Source organism: Nocardia inohanensis NBRC 100128 (assembly GCF_001612945.1).
In the GTDB taxonomy this organism is placed as follows: domain Bacteria; phylum Actinomycetota; class Actinomycetes; order Mycobacteriales; family Mycobacteriaceae; genus Nocardia; species Nocardia inohanensis.
This window is the reverse complement of the sequence record NZ_BDBK01000001.1, coordinates 1213177-1238623: the sequence shown is the minus strand read 5'-3', so window position 1 is coordinate 1238623 and position 25447 is coordinate 1213177. Positions and strand designations below refer to the sequence as shown.

Genomic DNA, 25447 nt, shown 5'->3' with positions numbered 1-25447 from the left:
GGGGGAGTAATCGTGGAGTTGCCGTCGGGGTCGGAGTTCGCGGGATTCACCATCGTGCGGCCGCTCGGGTCGGGCGGGATGGGGACGGTGTATCTGGCCCGCCATCCCCGGCTCGACCGCGAGGTCGCGCTGAAGGTCCTCAACGACGCGCTCGCCGCCGATCCGCGCAGCCGCACCGCCTTCGATCGGGAGGCGGCCGTCGCGGCGCGGCTCGAGCATCCGAACATCGTGGCCGTCTACGACCGCAGCGAGCCCGGCGATCGCGCGCTCTGGTTGTCCATGCGCCACATTCCGGGCGGCGACACGCTCCGGCTACTCGCCGACGCGCCCGGCGGTCTCCCGGTCGACCTGGCCGTGAGCCTGATCGCCGATGCCGCGCACGCCCTCGACTACGCACACCGCAGCGGCGTCCAGCATCGCGATGTCAAACCCGCCAACCTGCTGATCGAACACGATCCGCGGCACGGCAGGCGCGCGGTGCTCACCGATTTCGGTATCGCCCGCACCCTCGACGACACCGTCACCCTCTCCGGTGTCTGCGCCACCTTCGCGTACGCCGCGCCCGAGCGGTTCACCGCCAAGCCCGCCGACCATCGCGCCGACATCTACTCGCTCGGCTGCACGCTGTTCCAATTCCTCACCGGTCGAACGCCTTTCGCACGCGCCGACCAGGCCGCGGTGATCGGCGCCCATCTGATGGAACCGCCGCCCGCGACCCGGGCACTGCGCCGGGAGCTGCCGGCCGGAGTCGACGCCGTGATCGCCACCGCGCTGGCCAAGAACCCCGGTGACAGGTATCCGACCTGCGCAGCACTGATCGCCGACCTGACCCGCGCCCTCGCGCCACCCGCGCCGCCGCCGGTGCCGATCGAGGCGCCGGCGAACGTACCTGCCTCAGCACGGACGGGTGCGGCCACGCCGGCGGACACCGTGCGTGCACCCGTCGCGCCGCACCCGAAAACTGCTATGCGGCAATCGGATCCGCAGCCTCCCGAGCGCGGAAGATCCCGGCGTCGGCGGTTGACGATCGCGGCCGCCGCGCTGCTGGTCGTCGGTATTCCCGTGGGTCTGCTCGTCGGTTACGGCGTGATTCGCGGCAACTACTATGTCGGCACCGACCACAGCCGCGTGGTGATACTGCGTGGCCTGCCGGGTTCGGTCCTGGGCTTTTCGAGCCGCGAGGTGGAGCAGATCGGCTGCGTCACCCGTGCGGGCGAACTACAGCTCGTCACACCGGCCTCCGAGTTTCCGAGCGGATGCAAGGAACTGAAGATCACCGATCTGCGCGCCACCGGCCAGTATGCGATCGGCAAGGGTCTGCCGCGGGGCTCGCGTGAAGACGCCCTGAAGCAGATCCGCTCCCTTGTCGAGAAGGAACTGCTCCCGCCCTGCGAGCAGGCGTCGTCCGCGGGACATCAGGCGGCTCCGCCGAGCGCCGCCCCGTCCACTCCGGCCACCACCGTTGCGCCGGCCACCGGCGTCGCGGCGCAGTCCGCGGGGCAGGACTGCCGGATGACCGGATAGGCGGCGACGCGGTCAGATCGAGCGGCCCACATCCTGCGAAACCAGTTGGCCGAGAGCGCGTTCGGCGACCGCGGCGATGGTCATCGACGGATTGCAGGCGGCGGTGTTGCCGGGCATGAGGGCGCCGTCCAGGACGTACAGCCCGCGCTGGCCGAGCACCCGGCCGTCGAGATCGCAGACCGTGCCCATGCTCGCGCCGCCCAGCGGATGCCAGGTCGACGGGAAGAGCGTATTGGTGTCCAGGAGGGCGCTGCTGTCGCCGGCGATACGGCGCACGGCCGGGCCGATGTGGTTGTCCTGGATGTAGGAGTCGCCGTCGGCGGGCCAGTGCAGGGTGGCGTTGCCGGTGGCGGTGTCGTAGCGGAATTCACCGCGCCCGGCGCTGACGCCGTAGCCGACGAGCATGGTGGATTTCGCGTCCATGGACAGGGGTGGGATGGAGGCTTGGATGACGGTGTGGGCGGCGTGCGGATCGGACCAGTTCTTGCTGCCGTAGACGACGGGACCGCCTTGGGCGGAACCGAATTCGTCCGCCGGGCTGGTCCAGACGTAGATGCGGTCGGCGTTGGTGCCCCAGTTGCGGCCCAGTTCGTCCGGGAGGTCGGGGATTCGGCCGCGGCCTTGCGCACGGACCAGCAGGCGGGTGGTGTTGAGGCTGCCGGCGGCGAGGATGAGCGTGCCGGTGGTGAGGATCTTGTTCTCCAGCACGGCGCCGGACGCGTCGGTGCGGTCGACGTGCACGATCCAGCGGCCGTCCGGCGCGCGCTCGATATCGGTGACCTCGTGCAGGGTTTCGACGGTGACCCGGCCGGTGGCCTCGGCGGCGGCGATATAGGTGACGTCGACGGTGTGTTTGCCGCCGTTGTTCACGCCCAGTGAACCGTCACCGTTGGTGTAGGACGGAGTCATCTCGCCGCGCAATTCCGCCAGCGCGAAATTCCAGTCGATGGGCATGGGGATCTTCGACAGCGGCAGGCCCGCGCGCCGCACATGCTCGGCGAAAACCCGTGCCACACGGTAGTTCTCGGAGTCGACGAGCTCGTCGGGGGCGACGGCCAGGCCCAGCATGCGCGCCACGCGGGGGTAGTACACGCTGTCCATCGAGGCCCAGTCCAGGCCGGCCGGGAAGTGCGCGGCGAAGACCTCCTCCGAGGGTTGTAGCGACATGCCTTGATAGACAAGGGATCCGCCGCCCAGCCCCGCCGCGCACAAGGCGGTCATGTTCTCGCCCGGAACGGCCTCGACCAGACCGGCGTACGGTTCGAAGACCACCGGCCTGCCGAACAGTTCGGGACTCGACCGATGCCACAGCATGCGCTTGTCCGGGTCCGTGGCCTTCGGGAAGGTCCGGGAATTCGGGCCGGTCGGCCAGCGCATGCCGCGTTCGAGCAGCAGCACGGGCACACCCGCCTCGGCCAGTCGCAAAGCCGCTACGCCGCCGCCGAATCCGGACCCGACGACCACGACCCGATGCTCTTCCCGGGTGAGCGGAATATCGTTGACCCGCGCCGCGATTCCGGGCCGGGAATTACCGAGCCGGGTACCGGCGAGCAGTGCGGCGGAGGCCGCGACGCCGGTCAGCAGCGAGCGGCGCGAAATATCTGACATGTGAGACCTTCGAGATTCGAGCGGGACGGGTCAGTCGAAGGTGCAGCCCTGCACGGGCTTCCCGTCGAGCCGGTCCACGAGATACCTGACCGCACTGTTGGTTCCGAACCCGTCGATCAGCTCCGGGCCGAAATGGTTCGGGATGGTGGTGCCGTAGAGGATCGGCGGCAGCTCGTTGGTGCGGAAGGTGACGGTGGCACCGGCGCCGCACCAGTCGGTCGCGAGTTGCCGGGCCTGCGCGTACGGGACGGTGTCGTCATTGCTGCCGCTGGTGATCAGCACCGGGCTGGCGGGAGTCAGCGATCCGGTCCGCTGCTGCGCCAATATCTTTCCGACAGCCGGGATTTCACGCATGTGATCCACCAGCGGCCGCTGATCGGCGGTGAACGCGGGCGTGCGCAGGAACGGGTGCTTCAGGATCATGTCGCCGATACAGCCGTTGGCCAGCTCGTCGAGCAGGCCGCGCCCCGCCGCGTTGATCCGCGCGTCGAACTCGCCGTGCAATTCCGGATAGCGCGCCAGGAAACCGTTGAGCGCGTACCCGACCGCTCCCCCGATCAGGCTGCCCTCGATACGATCCAGGATCGCCGACAGATCGGCGGTCGGCGCTCCCGCCCAGGTCCCCTTCAGATTCAGTTCCGGCGCATAGCTCGGCTGCATCTCGGCCGCCGCGGCACTCGCGCCGCCACCCTGCGAGTACCCCCAGAACGCGAGCGGGGTGTCATTCCCGGTGCCGGACAACGCATTCGCTGCCCGCGCGGCATCGAGCACGGCGTGCGCCTCCTCGATCCGGTTGGCATAGGTGTGGATGCCCGGGGTCCCCATCCCGATGTAGTCGGTGACGAAAACGCGCGCGCCGAGCGAATTCCACGCCACCGCCGCCAGCGCTTCCTGATTCGCCGAGAAGGTCGGTGGCGTCACCGCGGCGTAAATCCCGGTCGAGAAGGCCAGCGACAGCGCGCACTGATCCCCCTGCCCGACGGTGCCGGGCGCGATGAGCACGGTCGGGCGCGGCCCCGACCCCCGCCACGGCTGGCTCGCGTCGATGAAGGTGCCGGTCACCGCCACCGGGCTGTCGTCCTGGGTGCGGGAGGTGTACATGACCCGCTGCGCCGGAATCGGCCAGGCCCCGTCGGAACCCGGCTGTGCGGTGTACACCGGCATGCTCGCCGTCTTGATCACCGCACCGGGCGCGGTATCGAATTGGGCCGGCGGCTGATAGAAGTCGTCGACCGGTTCGCCGCTCACCGGCGCGACCGCCGCACAGGTGGCGGCGATCGCGAGGCCGATCGTGGCGGCCAGCGTCCACGCGCGGGCGATCGGCCGCCGGCGCGGCAGGGACCGATTCTGCTGTCCAGGCATCGTGTTCTTTCTCTGCGAACTCGCCCGGCGACACCCGGCGAGGCACGATGAGTAACTCGGTTACTCAAGTAACGGCGTTACTGTAGCGGGATGAGCAGGGAGACGGAAGAGGCTTTGCGCGCCCGGATCATCGATGTGGTGCGCGCGCTGCTCGAAGCCGACGGCTACGACGCCGTGCAACTGCGCGAAGTGGCCCGGCGGGCACGGGTTTCGCTGACCACCATCTACAAGCTGTTCCCGACGCGCGACGAATTGATCGTGTCGGCGATCGAGCGGTGGATGGAGGAGAACATCTATGTGGCAATGGAATCCCCGCCGCCGGGCGAGACGGTGTACGCGGGCCTGATGCGGGTGACGCGGCACGTGTTCGAGCCGTGGGAACGGCATCCGATCATGCTCGAGGCGTACCACCGGGCACGCGTCGGCCCGGGATCACAGCGCCTCGACAATCACGGCCTCGATGCGGTGCTGCCCATCGCGGCCGCGGTACTGGGCGGGGCCGATCCGCAGTATCTCCAGGACATCGCGGTCGTGCTGTCGAACATGACCTTCTCGCTACTGGGCCAGTGCGCCGACGGCACCCTCCGAGTAGCCCAGGTGCTGCCGATCCTCGAGCGCGCGGTCTACCGCCTCACCGCCAATAACGAACCCGAGGCGGCCGCGGCCGTGCAGCGACGGGAGGCGGGTGGCACACCGCCGCTCAGCCCGGAGATCGCCGCGCCCTATCGCCGCACGCCGGACTCCGAAGCGGCCGAGAACAAATAGGGGTCGTGCGCGTTCACCAGCAGCAGATCAGGGTCGGCCGCGGCCCAGATCTCTTTCAGCCGTGCGTGATTGGCCTCCACCAGTGACCAGTCGGAGGCGACGAGGCGCTCCATCGCGGTGAGCGCCCTGGGCGCGCAACCGGTGCCGTCGAGCTGGCCGTGGTGATCGAACGCGTCGCCGGCGTGCAGGATCCAGCGCTCGCCGGCGTCCACCGCGACGGCGGCATGGCCGCGGCTGTGGCCGGGCAGGCTGATCAGCACGATGCCGGCGGCGATACCGGTGAGCTCCGCGGCGCGCGGGAATCCACGCCACGACTCCCCCGCCGCCGGTTCGTATTCGACGAGCCGCGGCCCGTGCGCCCGGGACGCGGGCAGGTACCGGGCGCGCTCGGCGAAGGTGCGGGGCCGCCGGGCCGCCGACGCCTCCGCGCCGGTGAGATGCACTTGGGCCCAAGGGAAGTCGGCGAGGCCACCGACATGGTCGGCATCGAAGTGGGTGAGCACGATGTGCCGGACGTCGCGCGGGTCGTAGCCGAGTTCGCGGACCCGGTTGATCGCCGCCTCGGCCGGATCGAATACAGGGCGGACGTAATGCCGTGCGGGACCGAAGCGCGAGGCCGGGGTTTCGGCATCGCGCAGGCCGAGGCCCGAATCGACCAGTGCCAGTCCGTTTCCGGTCTCCACCAGCAGCACATGGCACACCAGGCCGCCGGGTGTGGCGGGCGGATGCATGGTGCCGCAGTTGAGGTGATGGATCTTCATCCGGCGACCGGCGTGTTCACCAGCAGCGGGTCGGGCGTGCTGGACATGGCGAGCAATCCGCGGAGTGCTCGGATCGCCAGCGGCCAGGTGCGCGGGTCGCGCAGGTTCAGCCCGCCGATGAGTTGTTTGAGCATCGAGAGGGTGTCGAAGTAGATGCGTTCGACGGTGAGGTTCTCGTTCTCGTCGAACACGAAGTACGCGGTCATCCGGGTGCGATGGCGGCCGCCGGTGGCCGGGATCTGCCCCAGCGGGCCCAAATGTGTGCCCAGCAGCCAGAATTCGACGATGACCGCGTCCGCGCTGTGCCGCAGCGCGATGATCTCGTGGTCCTGATCCGGGAAGGCGACGCGGGTGTCGTGGTAATACTCGCGGACCGCGCGGTCGCCGTCGTGGACCGTCAGCGTCGGAATGATCTCGTAGTGCGGATGCGGGAAGGTCGCGAGCACATCGTCCCAATCCTGCCGCACCTCGTCGTGGAAATGGTCCAGGACCAGCCGCTCCCGGGCATGCAGCACCTCGGCGGACGGAATGGCGAAACGGTCGGTCATGGCGGACTCCGGAGCACTCGACTAATAAACCCACGGCGTGGGAATATTCGGTAGAGTAAACCCACACCGTGGAAATAAGCAAGGGTGGTGAAGAATGAACGCCATGACCGGTCCCGTCGCCTCTCCCCCGCGCCGCGGGCGGCCCCCCAAAGCCGAAGCGCAGCTGTCCCGCGCCGCGATTCAGGCCGCCGCGCTCGCGGTGATCGACGCCGAAGGCATTGCGGCGGTGAGCATGCGGTCGGTGAGCCGGGTGCTCGGTGTGGACGCCAAGAGCCTCTACCACCACGTGGACGGCAAGGACGATCTGCTCGACGCCGTCGCCGAGCACCTCCTCGAACAGCTCCGAATGCCAACGCCGACAGGGTCTCTCGATGCCGACCTGCGCGCGCTGGCGCAGGAATTCCGCCGCGTCACCCTCGCCCACCCCGAGGCCGCGACCTTGGTGCTGACCCGGCAACTGGCCTCGTCCGGCGGACTCGCGCCCACCGAGGCCGTGCTGTCGGTGCTGTGCGCGCACGGCGGTTCCCCCGAGGAGGCCGTGCATCTGCTGCGCACCCTGCTGGCCGCGCTGATCGGCACCCTGCTGCGGGAGGTCTCGGCGGGACCGACCTTCGGCACCGGCGACACCGCCGGCATCGCCCAGCGCCGCCGCACCCTGGAGGACTCGGGGCTGCCGCAGATCGCCCGCGCCGCACCGCATCTGGCGCGCTTCGACCGCGATCGCGAATTCGATTACACCCTGGACCTTCTCGTCCAGCTGGCCGCATCCCGCCTCGGCGTCAGGTAGGCCGGCAACCGGCCGTCAGCGAAGGTCATCGCGCCGGGATGCACCGAATCCGCCTGCATGCGGGCCCAGCGGTCGCGAATCGCCTCCTTGGTGCGCGGCCGCACCCGGCACACCAGCGCGATACCGGCGGCGCAGCCCACGGTGATCGCCAGCGCGACCAGACCGGGCGCGATGGCATGGGCGGGTTCGGCGGGCCGGTACCAGCTCGGCGAATAAGCGATTCGGTCGAAATCCCTGCCCCACAAGGCAACCGCCGCCGACGGCACGAACAGCACGGCGATGCACAGCGGCGGAACCGAGGGGAACAGCGGGGTCGCCGCACCGAGACAGTAACCGCCCACGAACGCCACCGCCATGCCGCTCACCACGGCGGTGAACGTCCCGTGCGCGCCGGTCAGCACGGTCACGATGGATGCCGCGGCCAGCAGCGCGGTCAATCCCGCCGCGATCAGCGGCAGACCGCGCCGGTATCCGGTGGCCAGGCCCGATCCCACCATGGCGACGAAAAGCAGCACCGCCCAATCCGGCCGGGGCACGGTCACCGGCGTGCTCCCGGCGGCGGCGTAGGCGACCAGCAGCAGCAGGAGCACCCCGTCGCGGCCCGGCAGGATGAACGCGCCGACCACCGATACCAGGACGAGCACCAGCACCCCCAGGATCAGCACCCGCAGGTCGCGGCCGTTGCGCGCGAACCACTCCGAGGTGAGCAGGATCGTCGGGAACACGATGCCCGCGACCACCACCGGCCGCAGCGGGATCACATCGACCAGCTTGCGCACCACCGCGGCTCGATGCCGCAGCCCCAGCGCGCAGACGCCCGCCGCGACGACCAGCAGTGCGGTCAGCCCGATGGTCGGCGTGTCCAGCAGGAAGCGATCGAGTCGCGAAGGCGCGTGACCCGGGGCCGGAGCCGGGGTGAAATCGCCGACCAGAATGCCGCTCATGGCGCCGAACAGGAAGGCGCTCGCGGTGGATCTCCGATGCCAGGCCAGGGTGCCGACGGTGCCCATCAGCATGCCGGCCAGCACCGAGTCGATCCAGGTGAGCAGCGATTGCGAGCCGACCTCGTTGCTCCACAGCACCTGATCGATCAGCAGGCCGCCCGCGCCGAGCGCCACCACCACCCAGCCGACCGCATCGCTGGCCATCACGATGCAGACCGCCGCCAGCACCGTCACGAAGGCCGCGGCCAGGGTCGCGCGCGGCACGTTGAACACCGCCAGGTCCACCCAGGCCGAGGATTCCTGCGATACGCCGACCGTCGGATCGATCGGCACCATGACGGTCAGCCCGGCCACCGCCGCCGCCACACCCACAGTCGCTGTCTCCAGCGCACGCCGCAGTCGCCGCACCCCTCAACGATGCCCCACGCCGAACCGATCAGCAATCACCATTTTTGCTGTTCAGGGGCAATTATCTCGATACAGCGAACATTTGGGAACGAACCGGTGCGAACGCGGGCTGAATTTCGCGCGTCCGAACCGAGACCGCTCGGCGAAACGATCATCGCGAGTCCTCATGGCGCGGTACAGTTTTCGTCACGCCGCAGCCTCGGATCAATATCGACTTCGCCGCGAGCCGAGCTGTCGACGGCAACTGTTGATCGACGCCAGGACGTAGTATGTCGCAGCACCGCCACGCCGCCGGGTCCCTGTCCGTGAAAGAACTGGTGGGTCACACCGCCGCCATCCCTCGCCGACATCGCGCCGAACCACCCGTGACCGGCCGGATGCGCGCCCTCACCGGCGCTGCCGTCGCCGCCGGAACCCTCCTCAGCACCACCGGGCTGCTCGCGCCCGCGATCGCCCAAGCCGCACCCCACACCGAGGCCCCCGGCGATGCCGCCGAAAACGAGCCCGCCGATATCGCCGTCGAAGCGCCCGCGGTCGAACCCGTTGCCGCGCTGACGCCTTTCGGGCTCACCGGGCTGCCGGTGGAGATCGCCGGTCCGCTGGCGCAGGCCGAGCAGGCGATCAAGGACATCCAGAAGCAGTTGCCGCAGGCCCCGCAGCTTCCCGAGGTCACCGCCCCGGCCCCCGCCACCCCGGTTTTCCAGCAGGCCCCCGCCGTGCTGCCGGTCGCGGGTGTGATCAGCTCCGGATTCGGTAGCCGCTGGGGCGAATTCCATTACGGCGTCGATATCGCCGACCCGATCGGCACCCCGATCCACTCCGCGCTCGGCGGTACGGTGCTCGAAGCCGGCCCGGCTTCGGGCTTCGGGCAATGGATCCGCGTCCAGCAGGACGACGGCACCATCGCGGTCTACGGCCACGTCAACGATATGTATGTCTCGGCGGGCGAACGCGTGAACGCCGGCGATGTGATCGCTTCGGTCGGCAGCCGCGGCAACTCCACCGGCCCGCACCTGCACCTGGAGATCTGGGACGAGTCCGGCACCAAGATCGATCCGGTCTCCTGGCTGGCCGCCAAAGGCATTCTGATGGAACAGCATTGGGGCGCCGACTAGCCGCCACGGCGAACTATTCGATTTCGGGATCGATACCGGCGGTCGCGGCGATTCGTCCCGCGACCGTTGCTGGCATCGGGTGACCGGATTCGACGGCCGCGACCTCACCGCGCATCACCCGCGCGCGCCGGGCCAAACCATCGACCGTCCAGCCCCGCGACTGCCGCGCCGCCCGCACCCGCTTCCCGAACTCGTGGGCGCGCTCCAGCCGCGACAATTCCGCGCGGTCCCGAGCTACGCCGGCCCGGCGCCGATCGAACTCCTCCTGTTTGATCATCACTTTCGACTCTAACCAGCGAATTGTGCTCAATGCCGGAGGCCGAGCCGCCCGCCCCGCGCCGCCCTGATCCGCCCGCCGAGATCGGCGGAGGCGACCGCTTTCACGAGGGTGATGAGCCAGACGGCGATGGCGATCACCAGCAGTACGCGTCCCGCGGTGCCCAGCGCGCCGACACCGGTGACGGTGCCCGCGGTCAGCGTGGCGACGGCGGTCATCCCGAGCGGGAAGACGGTCGCCCAGCGGCGAATGTCGTAATCCGGTCGCGGGCGGGCGATCTCGGCGAGGGCCAGCACGATGTACAGGGCCCAGTTGCAGGCCAGCAGCGCCCACAGGATGACCAGCAGGCCGGTATGCATCGAGCCTGACAGTCGGTGCGCGGCGAGTATCTTGGCGGCCGCCAATGCCGAGATCGCGAGCGCGCCGGTGCAGACCCATTGATCACCCGCACCCCGCCAGATCTGCTGGAGATCGAAATGGGTGAGCGCCACCAGATACAGCATCACCCCCGAACAGAATCCGCCGAGCGCGACCCACACCAGCCACGCCGTCCCGGTTTCCGCGGCCAGGGTCGCCGCCAGCACGGCGGAACCCTGCGTGGCGACGCACACCAGAAACTCCGACCCCGGCATGCTGCGTGTCCACCGCCGCATCACCGCGAAAAGCAGCACCGGCCACCACAGCGCCGCCAGCACCAATGCGCCCGCCGCCACGAAATCCCACCCGAGCAGCGCGACCCGGGTGCCCAGCACGGTGGTGGCCGCGACACCGGTCAGTCCCGGCGGCGTGCCCGCCTCCGACTCCCAGCGCGAGCGCTCCCGCAACAATCGCGTCACGAAATCGATGCCCAGCAGCACCCACACCACCGCCGCCAGGACCAGCGCGACCACCGACAGCACCTCGAACCCGGTGAGATGCAATCCGATCGACACGATGCCGGTGGCCATGACATACGCCCCCGCGGCCGGTGGCAGCTCCCGCCACCCCGGCGCACCCGTCCGCTCCGCCATCTCACCTCGCTGCCCAGTAGGTCGTGCGATCGACATCCCGAAACGACCGCACGATACCTCCGGGAACCCTCGGCTCCGGGCTTCCGCACCGGCCGCGTCGTCCCTGAGCGGGTCGGCCCGTGCGTCTCGATCGTTCCCGATCCGGCCGGCGAGTGAGGTCCGACACTGCGGGGTTTCGCGAAATGCGTTCTGCCACGGGCGATGCCGATCGGGGGCAGCGTGGCGGGGGTTCGGCGATTTGCGCGGGTAACGATCGGGCCCAAAGCTTAGTCGGTTCCGAATACGTTGTTGCACTGGGCAGGTAGACAAAACGATGGTTACAACTCCACCGAAGCAGGGTCGCAGCGTTCGTGAGATCGATGTGGGCAACGCGCCCAGTCGGTTCGCGCGCGGCTGGCACTGCCTGGGTTTGGCGGCGCCTTTCCGCGATGGGAAGCCGCACGCGGTCGAGGCTTTCGGCACCAAGCTGGTCGTGTGGGTCGATGACGCCGGTGAGCTGAGGGTGCTCGACGCCTACTGCCGGCATATGGGCGCCGATCTGTCCAAGGGGACGGTCAAGAACGGGGATATCGCGTGCCCGTTCCATGATTGGCGATGGAACGGGGCGGGGAAATGCTCCGAGATCCCGTATGCGCGGCGAGTGCCGCCGCTGGCGCGCACCCGGGCCTGGACGACGCTCGAACGCAATGGTCAGCTGTTCGTCTGGCACGACCACGAAGGCAATCCGCCGCCGCCGGAGGTCACCATTCCGGTGATCGAGGGGCCGTTCTCCGCAGACGGCTCACACAGCGACGAATGGACGCCGTGGACCTGGAACACGATGCTGGTCGAGGGCGCGCACTGCCGCGAGATCATCGACAATGTCGTGGACATGGCGCACTTCTTCTACATCCACTACGCCTTCCCGACTTTCTTCAAGAACGTCTTCGAGGGCCACGTCGCCACCCAGTACCTCCAGACCAAGCCCCGCCCCGATATCGGCTTCGCCGCCGAATACGGTGACACGCTACTGGTTTCGGAGGCGTCCTACTTCGGGCCGTCCTACATGATCAACCCGCTGCGCAACAGCTTCGGCGGCTTCGAGATCGAAAGCGTCCTGATCAACTGCCACTACCCGGTCAGCCACGACTCGTTCGTCCTGCAATGGGGTATGACGCTGCACAAGCCCACCGGGCTGCCCGACGAGGCCGCGGACATGCTGGTGGAGAAGATGGAGGAGGGCATCAGCGTCGGCTTCCTCCAGGACGTCGAGATCTGGAAGCACAAGTCCAAGATCGAAAACCCGCTGCTCTGCGAGGAAGACGGCCCGGTCTACCACCTGCGCCGCTGGTACGAGCAGTTCTACGTGGACGTCGCCGACATCGACCCGAAGTCGGTGCAGCGCTTGGAGTTCGAGGTCGACACCAGCAAGGCCAACCAAGCCTGGGAAGCCGAAGTCGCCCAGAACCTCGCCAACCGGGCAGCCGAAGCACAAATGACCGCCGACGTCGACTGACCATCTCGCACGAACCGCCCGCAGTCCGTCAATAGGGCTGCGGGACGGCGTGTTTCGCGGCCGCAGCCGGCACCCGATCCGACCGGCCAGAATCCGGCCGAGCCACGTACCCGAAGTCAGCGCAGCGGTACTCCGGTGCGTATCCGACATAGGTGTTGAGTTCTTCCAGGTCCACCGGTGAGGTCATCTTCATCGACGCGAGGTTGTCACATTGGGCGAGGATTCCCGGGTGCACCTTGGACGGGCGCTGGGTCGAGAGCCGGTCGCGGGAGCTGATCCCGCCACCTGGCTGTGCCTGCATCGTCGGGTTACGCTGGCCTGGTTCGTCTTCTGGGCCGCACATCTGGTGCTGATGGTTCCGCTCTACCTGGCCAACAAAGTGGTGTTGCTCGGTTCGGTCACTGTGATCCTCGGCAAACCCGCCCTCGTCGTCATGCTGGCGATCAGCTGGCTATGGGTTCGCCGCTCGGTGCCGGCGCGCCACCCGCAGACGAACTGACCCGGCGACTCGAACAGGTCGCGCTGACTGCTCCGTGAATCTCGGCGGCGTCGATCAGTGGTCGAGTGCTGCCAGCAACATGTCGAAGGCGACCTCTACGGTCTGCCGGAGCACCTCCGTCGGGTCGCCGTCGAAATGCTCATGGCGCGTGCGGGTTCCGGCGGGCCCTTCGACCGCTAGCCAGACCGATCCCGCGGGTTCGCCGTCTTGCGGATCGGGTCCGCCGACGCCGGTGACCGCGACCGCGAGGTCCGCGCCGAGCAGCGCGCGCACCCCGGCCGCCATCGCCCGGGCCGCGGTCTCCGAAACCACCGGGACATCGGGCACGCCGAGCACCTGATGTTTGACGTGGGAGCTGTAGGCGACCACCGCGCCGCGCAGCCATTGCGAGGAATCGGGGGCCGCGCCGAGCGCCGCCGAAAGCTTTCCGCAGGTCAATGATTCGGCGACGGCGATCGTGCGGCCGGAGCTCTTCGCCAGCTCGGCCACCCGGTCCGCGCCCTCCTCGATTCCGGCCATCGTCTCGCGCCTGCTCAGCGGGCGACGACGCGCAGGGTGCGCAGGTCGGGGTCGGCGGGGTCGGGGACGTTCATCCCGGCCGCGTGCGCGGTGCGCAGGTACTCGATGACGCCGCGCTCGATCAGCTCACCGGGGACGATCGCGGGGATGCCGGGCGGGTAGGGGGTCACCTGTTCGGCCGCTATCCGGCCCGGCGCCTGGTCCAGCGGCACCGCTTCCACCGGCCCGAAGAACGCGTCCCGGGGCAGCATCACCGATTCGAGTTGCAGATCCTCGGGGCTGGGCAGCCGAATATGGTGGGGCTGAGGGTCTTTGAGCTGGGCGACCCATTCGGTGAGCGCGGTGGTGAGCCGGTCCGCGGTGGCGTCGTCATCGGCGAAGGAGAAGGTGGCCAGGATGCGGCGATGGTCACTCAGGCCGATATCGATGCGGCGGTGCTGCCGTAACCAATCCGCCGCGTCGTAACCGGTTGCGCCGGTGGCCGATACGTCCATCAGGACTTGCAGCCGGTCCAGATCGTGAGAGGCTTCGACGCCGAGCAGCTCCTTCTCCATGACCTCGATGCCGTCGATGCGAGCGCAGCTCGCGCGCACCCGATCCGCCAGCCGCAGTGCGTCACCGAGCAATTCATGCCCGTGCTGCGCCATCTGCCGGCGCCAGCCGTCCATCGCCGCATACAGCAGCACATTGGGGCTGGTGGTCATGAGCAGGTCCGCGCAGGCGCTCAAATGCGCGAAATCGACCAGGTCGCCCTGGGCGTGGAAGACCGAACCCTGTTCGAAGCCGGCGCCCATCTTGTGCACGCTCACCACGCAGACGTCGGCGCCGGCATCCATTGCCCAGGTGGGCAATTCGCGATGGAACGGCAGATGCGCGCCCCACGCCTCGTCGACGATGAGCGGCTTGCCGCGGCGATGACACACCTCGGCGATGCCCGCCAGGTCCGCGCAGGTGCCGTACGGGCTCGGACTGACGATCAGCGCCCCGGCCGCGTCCGGGTGCTGCGCCCAGCTCTCCTCGACCTGCTCCGGTGACGGCGGATGCGACAGATGCCGCTCGGCGTCCCAGCGCGGAGCGATCCAATACGGCTGCACCCCGGAGAAGATCAGCCCGGCGACGATCGATTTATGGCTGTCGCGGCCCACCAGGAGTCCGCCGCGGTCGCCGCCGGCCACCGCCATCATGGCCGCCTTCACCGACAGTGAACTGCCGCAGGTGGAGAAGAAGGCCATCTCGGCCCCGACCGCGTCGGCCATCAATTTCTCCGCGTCCGACAGGTAACCGTTGCGGGAGAGCCGGTCGTCCAGTCCGCTCGCGGCCAGCACATCGGCGCGCAGCGCATCCCCGAGCACCGCCCGTACCCGCGGGTCCGCGCCGCGCCCCTGCCGGTGGCCGGGCGGGGTGAAGCCGTACCGATCGAGCCGGTGATAGTCGGCGAGGGCATCCAGAATCGGCGCTTTCGATTGGTCCACGATTCTCGCGTACCCGCCCCGCCCCCGAATACACCCGTCCAGCTACCTTCCGGCTCACGCAGGCGTGTCCGGCTCGGGCTTCCGGCGGCGTTTACGGTGGCTGGTGTCGCAGAGCGGATAGATCGAGGAGCGGCGGCACAGGCACAGCGCCACCACGCAGCGGTCGCAGTGCAGGGTGCGCCCGTCCGCGGTCACCACGTCGAGTGGGCCCTCGATCAGTGCGGGGCCTTCATGGGTGTAAGTGATTGTCCGGCGGTCATTTCCGGGGTCGGTCGGCACGGATCACCACCAACTCCTCCTCGCACTGCCCCGGCCCGGTCAGGCCGCGGGCGGTCAGCCAGTCGGCGCGCCGGCGCAGCACCGGGCCGAACGGGATGATCGCGCGTGCGACCGTGGCGGCCTTCAAACCGTTGGCGCGCAGCTGATTCAAGGTCCGGTCGACACCCGAGAGGCTGGATTGCACCATCAGCATCAGCCCGGTGCTGGAGAGCAGTTCGGGCGCGAGCTGGCACAGCGAGTCGATCGCGGCGCGACCGTCGATGCCCGCGTCCCAGGAGCGGGCCGCGCCCCGGGGCGGTCCGTCCGCACCGGACGGCACATACGGTGGATTCGATACCAGCACATCGAATTTCCGGCCCCGCACCGCGGATCGGAAGTCGCCGTGCAGCAGCTCGACCCGAAGTCCGCGCAGGCGGCAGTTCAGCCAGGCCGAGGCCAGTGCGGACCGTGAGATGTCCACGGCGGCAACCGAAGCTCCGGGCAGGCGGGCCGCCGCGATGGCCACGGCTCCGGTTCCGGTGCACGCGTCGAGTATTCGGCTGCCCGGCGGAACGCCGGCCTCGGACAGGGCGCGAGCGAGCAGCCTGGTGTCGGATTGGGGCCGATACACCCCGGGCATGCGGATCAACATCACGTGTCGGCAATAGCCGTGGATTCGCTTCTCAACCCTCCGGCGGCCATCGAATTCTGCTGCCGCCCCGCACCCGGCAGTTCGGTGAGCAGCGAGGTGCGGTCCTCGCGCCAGCAGCTCAGCAGCTGATCGGCGAAGCGATCCTCCAGGTGGGCGGTGGCCCGGATCCCGAAGGCGATCGAATCGCTCAGCCCGGGTTCGGTCGCCATCAGGTCGCCGATAACGCCGCGGCGCATCAACTGCTCGTGCACCGCATCGGCTTCGACATGCTCGCGGTAGAAGAACACGCAGGCCGGGTCGGCATCCAGGCGTTCCAACGCCTCGACCATGCGCCGCGACGCCGGCGACGAGGTGATCTCCACGGAGGCGAAATTCCCGACGCCCGCACCGCGCCATTCCCGATGCAAACCGAACAGCGTCATCATGTTCACCAATGCGAGCATCGGCGCCGGCACCACATCCAAATAGGCCAGATACGACGGATCCAGCCCCGCGCCGGCCAGCAGATCCGCATACAGGCGCTGATGAATTCGCTCCCCGTGCCCGCCGCCGAATTCATCGAATTCGACGGCGACCAGGGCGGCTTTGGCGGGGCCGCGCAGCCGCGGGATCAGCCATGCGTACGGGTCGGCCTCCTGATGGTGCAGGATCGAGCGGTGCACGAAGTATTCGCGCACCTGCCAGGGCTTTCCCTCGTCGCGGAGGAATGCGCCGATCCCGGCATCGCCGTCGGGTGCGATCAGCAATTCGTCGAGTTCGGTCTCGAGGTCGGGTCCCGGTTCGGTCTCGGCCCGTAAAACCTCGAGAAACGCCTGTTCCAGCCGCGCGCGCAGGCCGAGCAATCCCGGATCCCATTCCCACGCCTCGTCCACCCCGTCCAGGCCGTCGTAATGCAGCGCGTAGCAGGTGTGCAGCGCCAATTGCAGATCGCGGCCGTAGGGGTCGCCGAATTGCAGACCGGTCGGGACCGCGGAGCCGGCGGATCGCCGCAATGTCTCGCCGACGGCGGCCGACAGTTCACCGGCGGGTTGCGGAAGCGGCCTTTTCCGCTCGCCTTTCACCACGGCGGGCGTACCCATGACAAACTCCTCCCGACGATGACAGGGTGCATTCACCCGCCTACCCTGGGAAATCGATCTCAATCCGGTTCGCCGAATACGAGGTGGCAATGAAGAATGCGGCACCACGCGTACAGCGCGGCTTCGACCTCGTCGTCGCCGCCGCGGACAACGCGCTGTGGATCGTCACCACCGTTGCCGATGGGGAGCGCGCCGGTTGCCTGGTGGGCTTCGGCACGCAGGTCAGTATCGAGCCGCGCCGGTTCCTGGCCTGTCTCTCCAAACAGAACCACACCTTTCCGGTGGCCGAGCGAGCCACGCATCTCGCCGTCCATCTGGTGCCCGCGAACGCGCTCGCTCTCGCCCAGTTGTTCGGCGGCGAAACCGGCACTGAGATAAACAAATTCGACCACTGCGACTGGCAGGAAGGTCCGCACGCTCTGCCGATTCTCACCGCTGCCGCCGGCTGGTTCGCGGGTGAGATCATTCGGCGCGACGATTTCGGTGATCACGTCGGCTTCCTGATCGCTCCGACCGACTCGAAATCGCCTCCGGAGGGCACCGTTCCGCTGCGCCTGCGCGACACCGAGGGCATGACGCCCGGCCATCCCGCCTGAACCCGATCCGGGAGCGACCGGCCTGATCAGCCGGTCGGGAAGTCGAAATCACTTGCAGCGCAGGGTTTCATACCGCCGTGCGGGGTAAGTCGGGAGATGGTGCAGCGTCGCGCCGACCACTCGTCCCCGACGAAGGATCGATTCACATGAGCACCCGTGACACCACAACCCTGCTGGCCCAGCTGCGTACGCTGCGTGAGCTGACCGCCACCGAAATCCAGATCGCGGAGACCCGGACCGCGCAGGCCCGGACCGACGCGGTGCGCCGCGAGCTGATCGACAACGCGGAACAGGCTCGCCGCCGGGCCGAGGCGATCGAGTCCGCGATCCGTGAACTGGGTGGCGTGCCGGCGGTGGTCGGACCGTTCCTGGGCCGCGCCACCGCCGTCTTCAAGACCGTGGCCGAACAGGCCCGCCCCTTCGAAGAGGCGCTGCTCGCGGACTTGTCGCTCGAGCGGAGGCTGCTCGATCGGGCCCGCTACGTCAAGGCGCTCGCCACCGACGGCGAGCAGTCCGATATCGCGGCCTTGGCCGACCGGCTGATCAACGCCCATTCGGCGACCGTGGAATGGCTCACCACCGTACTCACCGAGGACGCGCTCGGCGGCCCGTCCGCGCTGCGCCGCACCCCGTTGCAGCTGGCGACCGGAACGACGGTGAAGCTGGCCAATATCCCGATCACCTGGACGACACAGGCCGTGGATCGCGCCCTGGACGCCTTCCGCTCGGTGCCGCCCGCCCTGAACGAGCTGCTCGCCCGTGGCGCGCACGCCGGCGAAGTCGCCGCGAAGACCTTCGGCGCCTCCACCGACGCCGCCCTGCAAACCGCCGAGCAGGTCACCCGACGGGAAGGCGCCGACGGCACCTCCAGAGCCCTGCACTCCCTCCGGACCGCCACCGGCGTCCTGGAACCGGGCGAGTTGCCGATCGACGACTACGACGACCTGAACGTCTCCCAGACGGTCGCCGCGATCAAGGACCTCAACTCGCCCTCCGATATCCGCGCCACCCTCGCCTACGAGGAGGCGCACAAGAAGCGCCAAGGCGTCGTCTCGGCCGCCCAGGCCCGGCTGGCGACCATCGCACCGGAGATCACCGGCCTGAACTGATATCTCGCCGCACGCAGGCCCGGTTCAGCACCACCCCGGGGTCTGCGACCCTGCCCTCACCACAGGGCAGGGTCGCGCTCCCGAATCGGATCATGTTCTCGCACATCGTCTTAGGCTCGAAGGATGGTTGGTTCAGCGGACGCGGACACGACTGAGCGCCGCGCCTCGACTCTCGAGCTGTTCTTCGATCTGGTCTTCGTGTTCACGATCACCCAGCTGACCCACGCGTTCACCGAGCATCCGGGCTGGCCGGCGGTGCTGCGGATCGCGCTGGTGTTCGGGCTGATCTGGTGGATGTACAGCGGCTACGTCTGGCTGACCAATGAAGTGGCGCCGAACAATTCGGTCCGCCGCGGCTGGTTGCTGGTGGGAATGTTCGGCTTCTTCATCCTGGCGTTGGCGATACCCGAGGCATTCCATGACACCGGTGCCGCATTCGGGCTGGCCTATGTGCTGGTCACGGCCGTGCATACCGCGTTGTTCCACGCCAACGGCGGGCCTTCGGCGGCCCGGGCGATTCTGCGGATCGCTCCGCTCAATGCCTTGTCGGCGGGGTTCGTGCTGGCGGGTGGGCTGGCGCCCGATCGGCTCCGGTATCTGTGCTGGAGCCTGGCATTCGCGATCCAGCTGGTCAGCCCGTATCTGATCGACAGCCGCGATTTCGTGATCAGGGCCGGTCATCTGTGCGAACGCCACGGGTTGATCATCATCATCGCGATCGGCGAGTCGATCATCGCGATCGGGGTCGGGCTGACGGGCGAGCCGATCACCTTCCCGCTCGTCGCAACCCTCGCGATGGCTTTGGCTCTGGCCTTTGTGCTGTGGTGGGCCTACTTCGGGTCCGATGACGAGCGCGGCGCCCGCGCGCTGGCCGCCATCCCCCGGCCCACACGCGCCACCCCCGCGGTCACCGCGTACGGCTTCGCGCTGTATCCGCTTCTCATCGGCATCATCATGACCGCGGCCGGATTGTCGATGAGCATCGCGCACGGCGGCCGGTCCGCGACCGTCACCGCGGCCACCGCGCTGTCGGGCGGTGTGGCACTGTATTTTTGCGGCCAGTTCTTGTTCCGCCGGATTCTCGGACTGCCGCACGCATGGCATCGCCTGATCGCCGCTCCCGTGGTCGGCTCGACCATCCCCGTCGGCATCGCCTGGACCGCCGGTGCGCAACTCACCGCCTTGGTGGCCGTGGCTACCGCGGCGGTGGCCTTCGACAGATCCGAGCGGTGACGGGCCCGCCCGCGGCTGGGCGCGACCTCGCCAGGCGACCGGCTCGAACCTGGTGAATTCCGCGCTGCACCGGATGTTCAACTAACATCGGAACGTTGCCCGGTCCAACAACCGGCTGGGCAGCGGGTGGTTGCGCTCCGCGCAACGTAGCGAGGAGTACCCGCGTTGACGCGCAACGATCATCGTGGTGCCTGTGGCGCCTGATTCCCGGAATCCCTTGGGTAGTCAGCTGTTTCCGGCCGACACGACCCACGCAGATGTACTACTGATCGAGGACGACGCCGCTGACGCACTGCTGGTGGAGGCCCTGGTCGAGGACGGTCCGCTGGGCATCCGGCTCCAGTGGGTGTCTTCGCTGGCGGACGCGACCGACCTGCTGCGGGTCAGTCGCCCCGATTGTGTGCTGCTGGACCTGAACCTCTCCGATGCCCACGGCTTGGAGGCGCTGGCGCGGGTTCGTACCGCGACCGATGCCGCGGTCGTGGTGCTCACCGGATTGGACGAGAAGCTGGCCGGTGCGTCCGCGATGGCCGCGGGCGCACAGGATTACCTGGTCAAGGGACAGGTGACCCCGGACCTGCTCGGACGTGCCGTGCGGTATGCGATCCAGCGCCGGCAGGCCGAACGCACCACGGCGGCGTTGCAGGCCAGTCAGTTGCGAGCCGCGGAGAACGCGCGGCTGGAGCGGGGGCTGTTGCCCACGCCGCTGCTGCGCCCGGACAGCGCGGTCGAGGTGGTGCCCCGCTATCTGCCCGGCCGGGCGCACGCCTTGCTCGGCGGCGACTTCTACGACGTGGTCGAGGATGCGGACGGGCTCGTCCACGCGGTGGTCGGCGATGTTTCCGGGCACGGCCCGGAGGCCGCCGCGATCGGCGTGGCGCTCCGATTGGCCTGGCGCACATTGGTTTTGGGCGGTGTGACCGGAAACCGGCAGCTGCGCGTCATGGAGGAGGTACTGCTGGCCGAACGCTCCGATCGCAGCACCTTCGCCACCGCGACCACGCTCACCCTGTCACCGGCCGACCGCAGCGCCCGGCTGCGACGTGCCGGACACCCCGGCGTACTGCTGCGTTCCGGCGGGCATTGGGATTGGGCGGAGGTGCCGGGCGGTCCCGCCCTGGGGTTCCGGCCGGGCCGGGCGCAATGGCCCGAGGCCACCGTCGAATTCGCCGGTGACGCCGCGCTGGCGGTGTTCAGCGACGGTTTGTTCGAAGGTCCGGTCGACCCCGACCGCAATCGGCTCGGCGAGCACGGACTGCTGGCCTTGGCCCGCGATATCCGGACCGACCACCCGCACCGGTTCGTCGACGAACTGATCGCCCGCGTCGACCAGCTCGCCACCCCTTCGGGCGGGCTCGACGACGATATCGCGATCCTGTATCTGCGCTGGAAGGCAAGGACATGAGAACGGCAGCACGCACCGCGTTGCGCGCGCCCACGGGCCTCACCACCCGCGGCTGGTTCCGGATTATTCTCGGCTCGATGGTGCTGGTGATCACGATCGGCGCCATCGTGGGCGCGCATGTCATCGGCACCACGGCCGCCGCCACCAACCGGTTGATCGACTCGTCGCTGCCCGCCCAGCGCGCGGCCTTGGAACTCCAGACCGCGCTGCGGGACCAGGAAACCGGGATCCGCGGCTTCGCCCTCACCGGCGACCGGCAGTTCCTCCAGCCCTACGACGCGGGCGTGACCACCGCTCGGCAGTCCGCCGAGAAGCTCCGGGAACTGCTGGGGGACAAGAGCACTCAGCTGACCGGCGACCTGGATGAGATCGAGCGCACCGCCTCGGCTTGGCGGACCGCCGCCGTCGATCCACTGCTGTCGGCACCGAATCTCGCTCAGGCGCAAGGTGATCGGACCGCAGACGCGGGCAAGCAGCTCTTCGATCAGCTGCGCACGCAGTTCACGACCCAGAACCGGCACCTGACCGATGAGGTCACCGCGGACACCGATCACCTCTACCACGCCCGCACCGTGCGCGACAGCGTGCTGATCGGGTTCCTGGTCATCTTCCTCGCCACCGGAGCCATCCTGATGGCGGTGGTGCGCCGGCTGGTCGAACGGCCGCTGCGCGATCTCGCCGACTCCTCGCTGCGGGTGGCCGGCGGCGAATTCACCCATCACATCGAAGCGCGCGGCCCCGCCGATGTCCGCGCGGTCGCCGCGGCCGTCGAGGCTATGCGCCGGCGCATCGTGGCGGAGCTGGAGGCGTCCCGCGAGCAGGGTGCGCTGCTGCACGAACAGAAGCTGGCCCTGGATGCCGGCGCCGTCGAATTGCGCCGCTCCAACGCCGAACTCGAACAGTTCGCCTATGTCGCCTCCCACGATCTACAGGAACCCCTGCGCAAGATCGCCTCGTTCTGCCAGCTGCTGGAGAAGCGCTACTCCGGGCAGCTCGACGAGCGGGCGACCCAGTACATCGCCTACGCGGTCGACGGCGCCAAACGCATGCAGACGCTGATCAACGATCTACTCACCTTCTCCCGCGTCGGGCGCAGCGGTGACGGCGGCGAGCCGGTGGATCTGGCGCTGCCGCTGGATCGCGCCCTGGCCAATCTGGCCGCCGCGATCGAGGACAGCGACGCGCGGGTGATCCGGCCGCCGGAGCTGCCGCGGCTGACCGGGGAGCCGGTGCTGCTGACCATGCTGTGGCAGAACCTGATCGGCAATGCCATCAAGTTCCGGGCCCCCGACCGCGCCCCGGAGATCGTGATCGACTGCGAGCCCGAGGGTGCGGGCTGGCTGTTCTCGGTGCGCGACAACGGGATCGGCATCGAACCCGAATTCGCCGAGAAGGTCTTCGTCATCTTCCAGCGCCTGCACGGCCGCGGCGAGTACACCGGTACCGGCATCGGCTTGGCGTTGACCAAGAAGATCGTCGAACAGCACGGCGGCCGGATCTGGATCGACACCGAGTACACCGGCGGGACCCGGGTGCTGTTCACCCTGGCCGGGTTGCCCGCCACTCCTGCCGACTACGACATTTCCACCGAAGGAGTTCAGCCATGACCGTATCCGGCCGACCGGTCGACATCCTCCTGGTCGAAGACGACCCCGCCGACGAGTTGATGACCCGGGAGGCGTTCGAGGACAACAAGATCGGCAATACGCTGCATGTCTGCCGCGATGGCGGGGAGGCGCTGGACTTCCTGTACCAGCGCGGCGCGCACACCGATGCCTGCCGCCCGGATCTCATCCTGCTGGACCTGAACCTGCCCAAATACGATGGGCGCGAGGTGCTGGCGCAGATCAAGGCGGATCCGGAGCTGGCCTCGATCCCGGTGGTGGTGCTCACCACCTCGGCCGCGGAGGAGGACATCCTGCGCAGCTACCAGCTGCACGCGAACGCCTACGTCACCAAACCGGTCGAGCTGGACCATTTCGTGCAGGCCATCAAGCAGATCGACGAATTCTTCGTGCAGATCGTCCGACTGCCGCCGAACCGCTGAGCGCTCAGCTCGCGGCCAGCGCCGATTCGACGGTGTCGTACAGATCCAGCACCTGATCCAGGCCGGTCACCTCGATCGGCCGGCGCGCTTGCAGGGACGCGACCACGCGCACCCGCCCCGGGTCCGCCTGTTCCACCGCGGCCAGCAGCACGCTCAGCCCCACCGAACCCAGGAATTGCACGCCGGACAGGTCCACGATGGTGTCCGAGGCCGGTCCGACGGCCGCGTCGAGCACGGTGCGCAGCTCGGGCGCCGAGTTGATGTCGATCTCGCCCACCGCGGTCACCACCGCGATGCCATCGACTCGGCGCTGCGACACCGTCAGCAGACGCGAAACTTCGCTGTCGGTCACGATCACTCCCTCCACCTGCGGCCGGCCGGTTCCCTCCGGCCCACCCGGGCTCACACGCCTCGCTCGAATACTCGTGCCTCGCAAAGGTATCGGCCAGGCGCGGTGACAGACGTACAAGCCACCGAGCAAGACGGTACCGAACGCGGCGGCGCACCGCGCGGATACCCCGATCATGACGCTTGCCTCCCCCGGCTCACCGGCGCTCACCACCGTGCGCGCGGCGGCTGAAGCGCACGGTCAGCGCCTCCGCGGCCGAGCCGTCCCCGGCGGGCGCACGGTCGATCTCGATCGAATCGGTGAGGCTTTCGAGCAGATGCCCGCCGAAGGCGCTGAGCTCGAAGGCATCCCGGTGCGCCAGCACCGACATGATGACCTCCACCCGGGTCGGGTCGTAACCGAATTCACATTCGATGCGCTGCCCCGGCGCCGCCGCCAGGATCATGGCGGTGATCACCTCGTCGAGCGCGACGCGGACATCGGTCACCACATCGAGCGTGAAATCGACTGTCAGCAGGACGGTTTCGGCCACGGCGCGCAGTAACGACAATTGCCGCACGTCCGCGGGTATCCACACACCGAACCGCTCGATATCCCGCCGCGCCCCCACATCCACCATCTCGTCGACCGCCATCCTCACCTCACTGATTCGCCGCAGCCTCGCACCCGCGACCCGTACGTTCCCCACGACGGTATCGCCCGGAGTCTCCCGCGTCCTTCCTCTACTCAAGCGGCGTACACCCGTCCCTCCGATTGCAGTGCGCGTTCACGGATCTCGACCAGGGTTCGCGCGAGCAGCCGGGAGACATGCATCTGCGAGACGCCGAGCACCCTGGCGATCTCGGATTGAGTCTTGTTCTGGCCGTACCGCATGATCAACATGGTGCGCTCGCGTTCGCCGAGCGTAGCCAGCAGCGGACCGGCCGCCATGCTGTCCTCGATGAGTGCGTAGCCGGGATCCTCGGTGGCCATCCGGTCGATGGGCGCCAGGGTCTGCTCGCCGCTCGTCGCCGCGGGGGCGTCGAGGGAATCGGTGGTGTAGCAGTTGCTCGCGATGAGCGCCTGGGTGATCTCGAACAGATCGACCTCCAGATGCGCGGCCAGCTCGCGCGCGGTGGGCTGATGCCCCAGCCGCTGCGCCAGTTCCGGGACCACGGTGGTCAGCCGCTGCTGGATCTCCTTGATCCGGCGCGGCACCCGCACCGCCCAGGTGCTGTCACGGAAGTACCGCTTGACCTCGCCGGTGACCGTCGGGATCGCGAAGGAGAGGAAGCTGGCGCCATTGGCCGGATCGAACCGGTCCACGGCCAGCACCACGCCGACGGCGGCGATCTGCGCCAGATCCTCGTACTCGACGCCGCGGCCGGTGTAGCGGCGCGCGATGTGCTCGCCCAGCGGCAGGCACCGGCGGATGATCTCGTCGCGCAGCCGCGCGTACTCGTCGCTGTCGTCCGCGAGCGTGGCCAGCTGCTTCAGCCACGGCTCGATATTGTCGTATGAATCGCCACTGCCCTTGCCGTCGACCGTCGTTTCCGACCGAGCCGCGTGTTCATCTGACATTGCTCTACCTCACTGTGGGTCCAGGGGAGTTCCACTGCCGTACTGCCTTTCCTACCCGCACCGGC

28 protein-coding genes are annotated in these 25447 nt (G+C 68.7%); 12 read left to right on the top strand and 16 right to left on the bottom strand.

Going from position 1 to position 25447, the window contains the following annotated elements:
• Positions 1 to 12 precede the first annotated feature (12 nt).
• Positions 13 to 1524 (top strand): serine/threonine-protein kinase, encoded by a 1512-nt coding sequence (locus NI1_RS06075; RefSeq protein ID WP_157534950.1) that lies wholly within the window; start codon positions 13 to 15, stop codon positions 1522 to 1524.
• 12 nt (positions 1525 to 1536) lie between these two features.
• Here the strand turns inward: NI1_RS06075 and NI1_RS06070 are convergent, their stop codons facing one another.
• Positions 1537 to 3132, bottom strand: a complete 1596-nt coding sequence (locus NI1_RS06070; protein WP_084522582.1) for a GMC oxidoreductase — start codon at positions 3130 to 3132, stop codon at positions 1537 to 1539.
• Between the two features lie 30 nt (positions 3133 to 3162).
• On the bottom strand, positions 3163 to 4494 hold the full coding sequence (locus NI1_RS06065; protein WP_084522580.1) for a lipase family protein: 1332 nt from the start codon (positions 4492 to 4494) through the stop codon (positions 3163 to 3165).
• Between the two features lie 90 nt (positions 4495 to 4584).
• Between NI1_RS06065 and NI1_RS06060 the strand changes: the two genes are divergently transcribed.
• On the top strand, positions 4585 to 5259 hold the full coding sequence (locus NI1_RS06060; RefSeq protein WP_067814753.1) for a TetR/AcrR family transcriptional regulator: 675 nt from the start codon (positions 4585 to 4587) through the stop codon (positions 5257 to 5259).
• Here the strand turns inward: NI1_RS06060 and NI1_RS06055 are convergent.
• A complete protein-coding gene (locus NI1_RS06055; protein ID WP_067814751.1) occupies positions 5217 to 6020 on the bottom strand; it encodes an MBL fold metallo-hydrolase in 804 nt (267 codons plus the stop codon). The two genes, NI1_RS06060 and NI1_RS06055, sit on opposite strands and share 43 nt — an antisense overlap.
• Entirely contained in the window at positions 6017 to 6568 is a 552-nt protein-coding gene (locus tag NI1_RS06050; protein WP_067814749.1) for an ester cyclase, read from the bottom strand. Before NI1_RS06050 ends, NI1_RS06055 begins: the two co-directional genes overlap by 4 nt.
• A 103-nt stretch (positions 6569 to 6671) precedes the next feature.
• Here NI1_RS06050 and NI1_RS06045 point away from each other — a divergent pair, with 103 nt between their 5' ends.
• A complete protein-coding gene (locus tag NI1_RS06045; RefSeq protein WP_067815499.1) occupies positions 6672 to 7355 on the top strand; it encodes a TetR/AcrR family transcriptional regulator C-terminal domain-containing protein in 684 nt (227 codons plus the stop codon).
• Here the strand turns inward: NI1_RS06045 and NI1_RS06040 are convergent.
• The gene (locus tag NI1_RS06040) at positions 7301 to 8707 is read right to left on the bottom strand and encodes a hypothetical protein (protein ID WP_067814747.1); all 1407 of its coding nucleotides are present in this window, start codon (positions 8705 to 8707) and stop codon (positions 7301 to 7303) included. The two genes, NI1_RS06045 and NI1_RS06040, sit on opposite strands and share 55 nt — an antisense overlap.
• A gap of 269 nt (positions 8708 to 8976) precedes the next feature.
• Here NI1_RS06040 and NI1_RS06035 point away from each other — a divergent pair, with 269 nt between their 5' ends.
• Positions 8977 to 9822 carry a M23 family metallopeptidase gene (locus NI1_RS06035; protein WP_067814745.1) on the top strand — a complete coding sequence of 282 codons (846 nt, stop codon included), beginning with the start codon at positions 8977 to 8979 and terminating at the stop codon, positions 9820 to 9822.
• Positions 9823 to 9835: 13 nt separating this feature from the next.
• Here the strand turns inward: NI1_RS06035 and NI1_RS06030 are convergent, their stop codons facing one another.
• Both NI1_RS06030 and NI1_RS06025 read right to left on the bottom strand, forming a co-directional pair.
• Positions 9836 to 10099 (bottom strand): helix-turn-helix domain-containing protein, encoded by a 264-nt coding sequence (locus NI1_RS06030; RefSeq protein ID WP_067814743.1) that lies wholly within the window; start codon positions 10097 to 10099, stop codon positions 9836 to 9838.
• Positions 10100 to 10128: 29 nt separating this feature from the next.
• A complete protein-coding gene (locus tag NI1_RS06025) occupies positions 10129 to 11109 on the bottom strand; it encodes a tellurite resistance/C4-dicarboxylate transporter family protein (protein WP_067814741.1) in 981 nt (326 codons plus the stop codon).
• Between the two features lie 313 nt (positions 11110 to 11422).
• Between NI1_RS06025 and NI1_RS06020 the strand changes: the two genes are divergently transcribed.
• Positions 11423 to 12604, top strand: coding sequence for a 3-ketosteroid-9-alpha-monooxygenase, oxygenase component (locus tag NI1_RS06020; protein WP_067814739.1), 1182 nt, complete (start codon positions 11423 to 11425; stop codon positions 12602 to 12604).
• 28 nt (positions 12605 to 12632) lie between these two features.
• Here the strand turns inward: NI1_RS06020 and NI1_RS40085 are convergent, their stop codons facing one another.
• Entirely contained in the window at positions 12633 to 12797 is a 165-nt protein-coding gene (locus NI1_RS40085) for a hypothetical protein (RefSeq protein ID WP_218026684.1), read from the bottom strand.
• Between the two features lie 36 nt (positions 12798 to 12833).
• Between NI1_RS40085 and NI1_RS39800 the strand changes: the two genes are divergently transcribed.
• Entirely contained in the window at positions 12834 to 13103 is a 270-nt protein-coding gene (locus NI1_RS39800) for a DUF3159 domain-containing protein (RefSeq protein ID WP_169815542.1), read from the top strand.
• A gap of 54 nt (positions 13104 to 13157) precedes the next feature.
• On the opposite strand, the gene NI1_RS06010 is transcribed toward NI1_RS39800, so the two are convergent.
• The 5 genes from NI1_RS06010 to NI1_RS05995 are packed head-to-tail and all read right to left on the bottom strand — an operon-like array spanning position 13158 to position 17083.
• On the bottom strand, positions 13158 to 13622 hold the full coding sequence (locus NI1_RS06010) for a CinA family protein (protein ID WP_067814735.1): 465 nt from the start codon (positions 13620 to 13622) through the stop codon (positions 13158 to 13160).
• Between the two features lie 14 nt (positions 13623 to 13636).
• Complete coding sequence (locus tag NI1_RS06005) at positions 13637 to 15094, bottom strand: aminotransferase class I/II-fold pyridoxal phosphate-dependent enzyme (protein ID WP_067814733.1); 1458 nt, start codon at positions 15092 to 15094, stop codon at positions 13637 to 13639.
• A 54-nt stretch (positions 15095 to 15148) separates the two neighbouring features.
• Positions 15149 to 15373, bottom strand: coding sequence for a CDGSH iron-sulfur domain-containing protein (locus tag NI1_RS36980; RefSeq protein ID WP_245663085.1), 225 nt, complete (start codon positions 15371 to 15373; stop codon positions 15149 to 15151).
• Entirely contained in the window at positions 15351 to 15992 is a 642-nt protein-coding gene (locus NI1_RS06000) for a HemK2/MTQ2 family protein methyltransferase (protein WP_245663084.1), read from the bottom strand. The genes NI1_RS36980 and NI1_RS06000 overlap by 23 nt, the downstream gene beginning before the upstream one ends.
• 11 nt (positions 15993 to 16003) lie before the next feature.
• Complete coding sequence (locus NI1_RS05995) at positions 16004 to 17083, bottom strand: iron-containing redox enzyme family protein (RefSeq protein ID WP_067814728.1); 1080 nt, start codon at positions 17081 to 17083, stop codon at positions 16004 to 16006.
• 89 nt (positions 17084 to 17172) lie between these two features.
• On the opposite strand from NI1_RS05995, the gene NI1_RS05990 reads away from it, so the two are divergent.
• The 6 genes from NI1_RS05990 to NI1_RS05965 all read left to right on the top strand — a co-directional run bounded on the left by NI1_RS05990 (position 17173) and on the right by NI1_RS05965 (position 23473).
• Positions 17173 to 17679 (top strand): flavin reductase family protein, encoded by a 507-nt coding sequence (locus tag NI1_RS05990; RefSeq protein ID WP_157534949.1) that lies wholly within the window; start codon positions 17173 to 17175, stop codon positions 17677 to 17679.
• Positions 17680 to 17825: 146 nt separating this feature from the next.
• Positions 17826 to 18788 carry a ferritin-like domain-containing protein gene (locus tag NI1_RS05985; RefSeq protein ID WP_067814726.1) on the top strand — a complete coding sequence of 321 codons (963 nt, stop codon included), beginning with the start codon at positions 17826 to 17828 and terminating at the stop codon, positions 18786 to 18788.
• Positions 18789 to 18911: 123 nt separating this feature from the next.
• On the top strand, positions 18912 to 20021 hold the full coding sequence (locus tag NI1_RS05980) for a low temperature requirement protein A (protein WP_067814724.1): 1110 nt from the start codon (positions 18912 to 18914) through the stop codon (positions 20019 to 20021).
• 193 nt (positions 20022 to 20214) lie between these two features.
• The gene (locus tag NI1_RS05975) at positions 20215 to 21426 is read left to right on the top strand and encodes a PP2C family protein-serine/threonine phosphatase (protein WP_369690123.1); all 1212 of its coding nucleotides are present in this window, start codon (positions 20215 to 20217) and stop codon (positions 21424 to 21426) included.
• Entirely contained in the window at positions 21423 to 23033 is a 1611-nt protein-coding gene (locus tag NI1_RS05970) for a sensor histidine kinase (RefSeq protein WP_067814720.1), read from the top strand. The genes NI1_RS05975 and NI1_RS05970 overlap by 4 nt, the downstream gene beginning before the upstream one ends.
• Positions 23030 to 23473, top strand: coding sequence for a response regulator (locus tag NI1_RS05965; RefSeq protein WP_067814719.1), 444 nt, complete (start codon positions 23030 to 23032; stop codon positions 23471 to 23473). The genes NI1_RS05970 and NI1_RS05965 overlap by 4 nt, the downstream gene beginning before the upstream one ends.
• A gap of 4 nt (positions 23474 to 23477) precedes the next feature.
• On the opposite strand, the gene NI1_RS05960 is transcribed toward NI1_RS05965, so the two are convergent.
• The 3 genes from NI1_RS05960 to NI1_RS05950 all read right to left on the bottom strand — a co-directional run bounded on the left by NI1_RS05960 (position 23478) and on the right by NI1_RS05950 (position 25382).
• Complete coding sequence (locus tag NI1_RS05960) at positions 23478 to 23825, bottom strand: STAS domain-containing protein (RefSeq protein WP_067815493.1); 348 nt, start codon at positions 23823 to 23825, stop codon at positions 23478 to 23480.
• A gap of 193 nt (positions 23826 to 24018) precedes the next feature.
• Positions 24019 to 24456 carry an ATP-binding protein gene (locus NI1_RS05955; RefSeq protein WP_067814716.1) on the bottom strand — a complete coding sequence of 146 codons (438 nt, stop codon included), beginning with the start codon at positions 24454 to 24456 and terminating at the stop codon, positions 24019 to 24021.
• A 92-nt stretch (positions 24457 to 24548) separates the two neighbouring features.
• Positions 24549 to 25382 (bottom strand): SigB/SigF/SigG family RNA polymerase sigma factor, encoded by an 834-nt coding sequence (locus NI1_RS05950; protein ID WP_067814714.1) that lies wholly within the window; start codon positions 25380 to 25382, stop codon positions 24549 to 24551.
• Positions 25383 to 25447: the final 65 nt, after the last annotated feature.

Bases quoted from the DNA above. Each gene is read 5' to 3' on its own strand.
- NI1_RS06045 (WP_067815499.1), top strand. From the start codon at position 6,672: ATGACCGGTCCCGTCGCCTCTCCCCCGCGCCGCGGGCGGCCCCCCAAA.
- NI1_RS06030 (WP_067814743.1), bottom strand. From the start codon at position 10,099: ATGATCAAACAGGAGGAGTTCGATCGGCGCCGGGCCGGCGTAGCTCGG.
- NI1_RS05950 (WP_067814714.1), bottom strand. From the start codon at position 25,382: ATGTCAGATGAACACGCGGCTCGGTCGGAAACGACGGTCGACGGCAAG.
- NI1_RS06035 (WP_067814745.1), top strand. From the start codon at position 8,977: ATGTCGCAGCACCGCCACGCCGCCGGGTCCCTGTCCGTGAAAGAACTG.
- NI1_RS05965 (WP_067814719.1), top strand. From the start codon at position 23,030: ATGACCGTATCCGGCCGACCGGTCGACATCCTCCTGGTCGAAGACGAC.
- NI1_RS40085 (WP_218026684.1), bottom strand. From the start codon at position 12,797: ATGAAGATGACCTCACCGGTGGACCTGGAAGAACTCAACACCTATGTC.
- NI1_RS06025 (WP_067814741.1), bottom strand. From the start codon at position 11,109: ATGGCGGAGCGGACGGGTGCGCCGGGGTGGCGGGAGCTGCCACCGGCC.
- NI1_RS05980 (WP_067814724.1), top strand. From the start codon at position 18,912: ATGGTTGGTTCAGCGGACGCGGACACGACTGAGCGCCGCGCCTCGACT.
- NI1_RS06010 (WP_067814735.1), bottom strand. From the start codon at position 13,622: ATGGCCGGAATCGAGGAGGGCGCGGACCGGGTGGCCGAGCTGGCGAAG.
- NI1_RS06055 (WP_067814751.1), bottom strand. From the start codon at position 6,020: ATGAAGATCCATCACCTCAACTGCGGCACCATGCATCCGCCCGCCACA.
- NI1_RS06070 (WP_084522582.1), bottom strand. From the start codon at position 3,132: ATGTCAGATATTTCGCGCCGCTCGCTGCTGACCGGCGTCGCGGCCTCC.
- NI1_RS05995 (WP_067814728.1), bottom strand. From the start codon at position 17,083: ATGGGTACGCCCGCCGTGGTGAAAGGCGAGCGGAAAAGGCCGCTTCCG.
- NI1_RS05970 (WP_067814720.1), top strand. From the start codon at position 21,423: ATGAGAACGGCAGCACGCACCGCGTTGCGCGCGCCCACGGGCCTCACC.
- NI1_RS05955 (WP_067814716.1), bottom strand. From the start codon at position 24,456: ATGGCGGTCGACGAGATGGTGGATGTGGGGGCGCGGCGGGATATCGAG.
- NI1_RS05985 (WP_067814726.1), top strand. From the start codon at position 17,826: ATGAGCACCCGTGACACCACAACCCTGCTGGCCCAGCTGCGTACGCTG.
- NI1_RS05990 (WP_157534949.1), top strand. From the start codon at position 17,173: ATGAAGAATGCGGCACCACGCGTACAGCGCGGCTTCGACCTCGTCGTC.
- NI1_RS06050 (WP_067814749.1), bottom strand. From the start codon at position 6,568: ATGACCGACCGTTTCGCCATTCCGTCCGCCGAGGTGCTGCATGCCCGG.
- NI1_RS06065 (WP_084522580.1), bottom strand. From the start codon at position 4,494: ATGCCTGGACAGCAGAATCGGTCCCTGCCGCGCCGGCGGCCGATCGCC.
- NI1_RS06020 (WP_067814739.1), top strand. From the start codon at position 11,423: ATGGTTACAACTCCACCGAAGCAGGGTCGCAGCGTTCGTGAGATCGAT.
- NI1_RS06060 (WP_067814753.1), top strand. From the start codon at position 4,585: ATGAGCAGGGAGACGGAAGAGGCTTTGCGCGCCCGGATCATCGATGTG.
- NI1_RS06000 (WP_245663084.1), bottom strand. From the start codon at position 15,992: ATGCCCGGGGTGTATCGGCCCCAATCCGACACCAGGCTGCTCGCTCGC.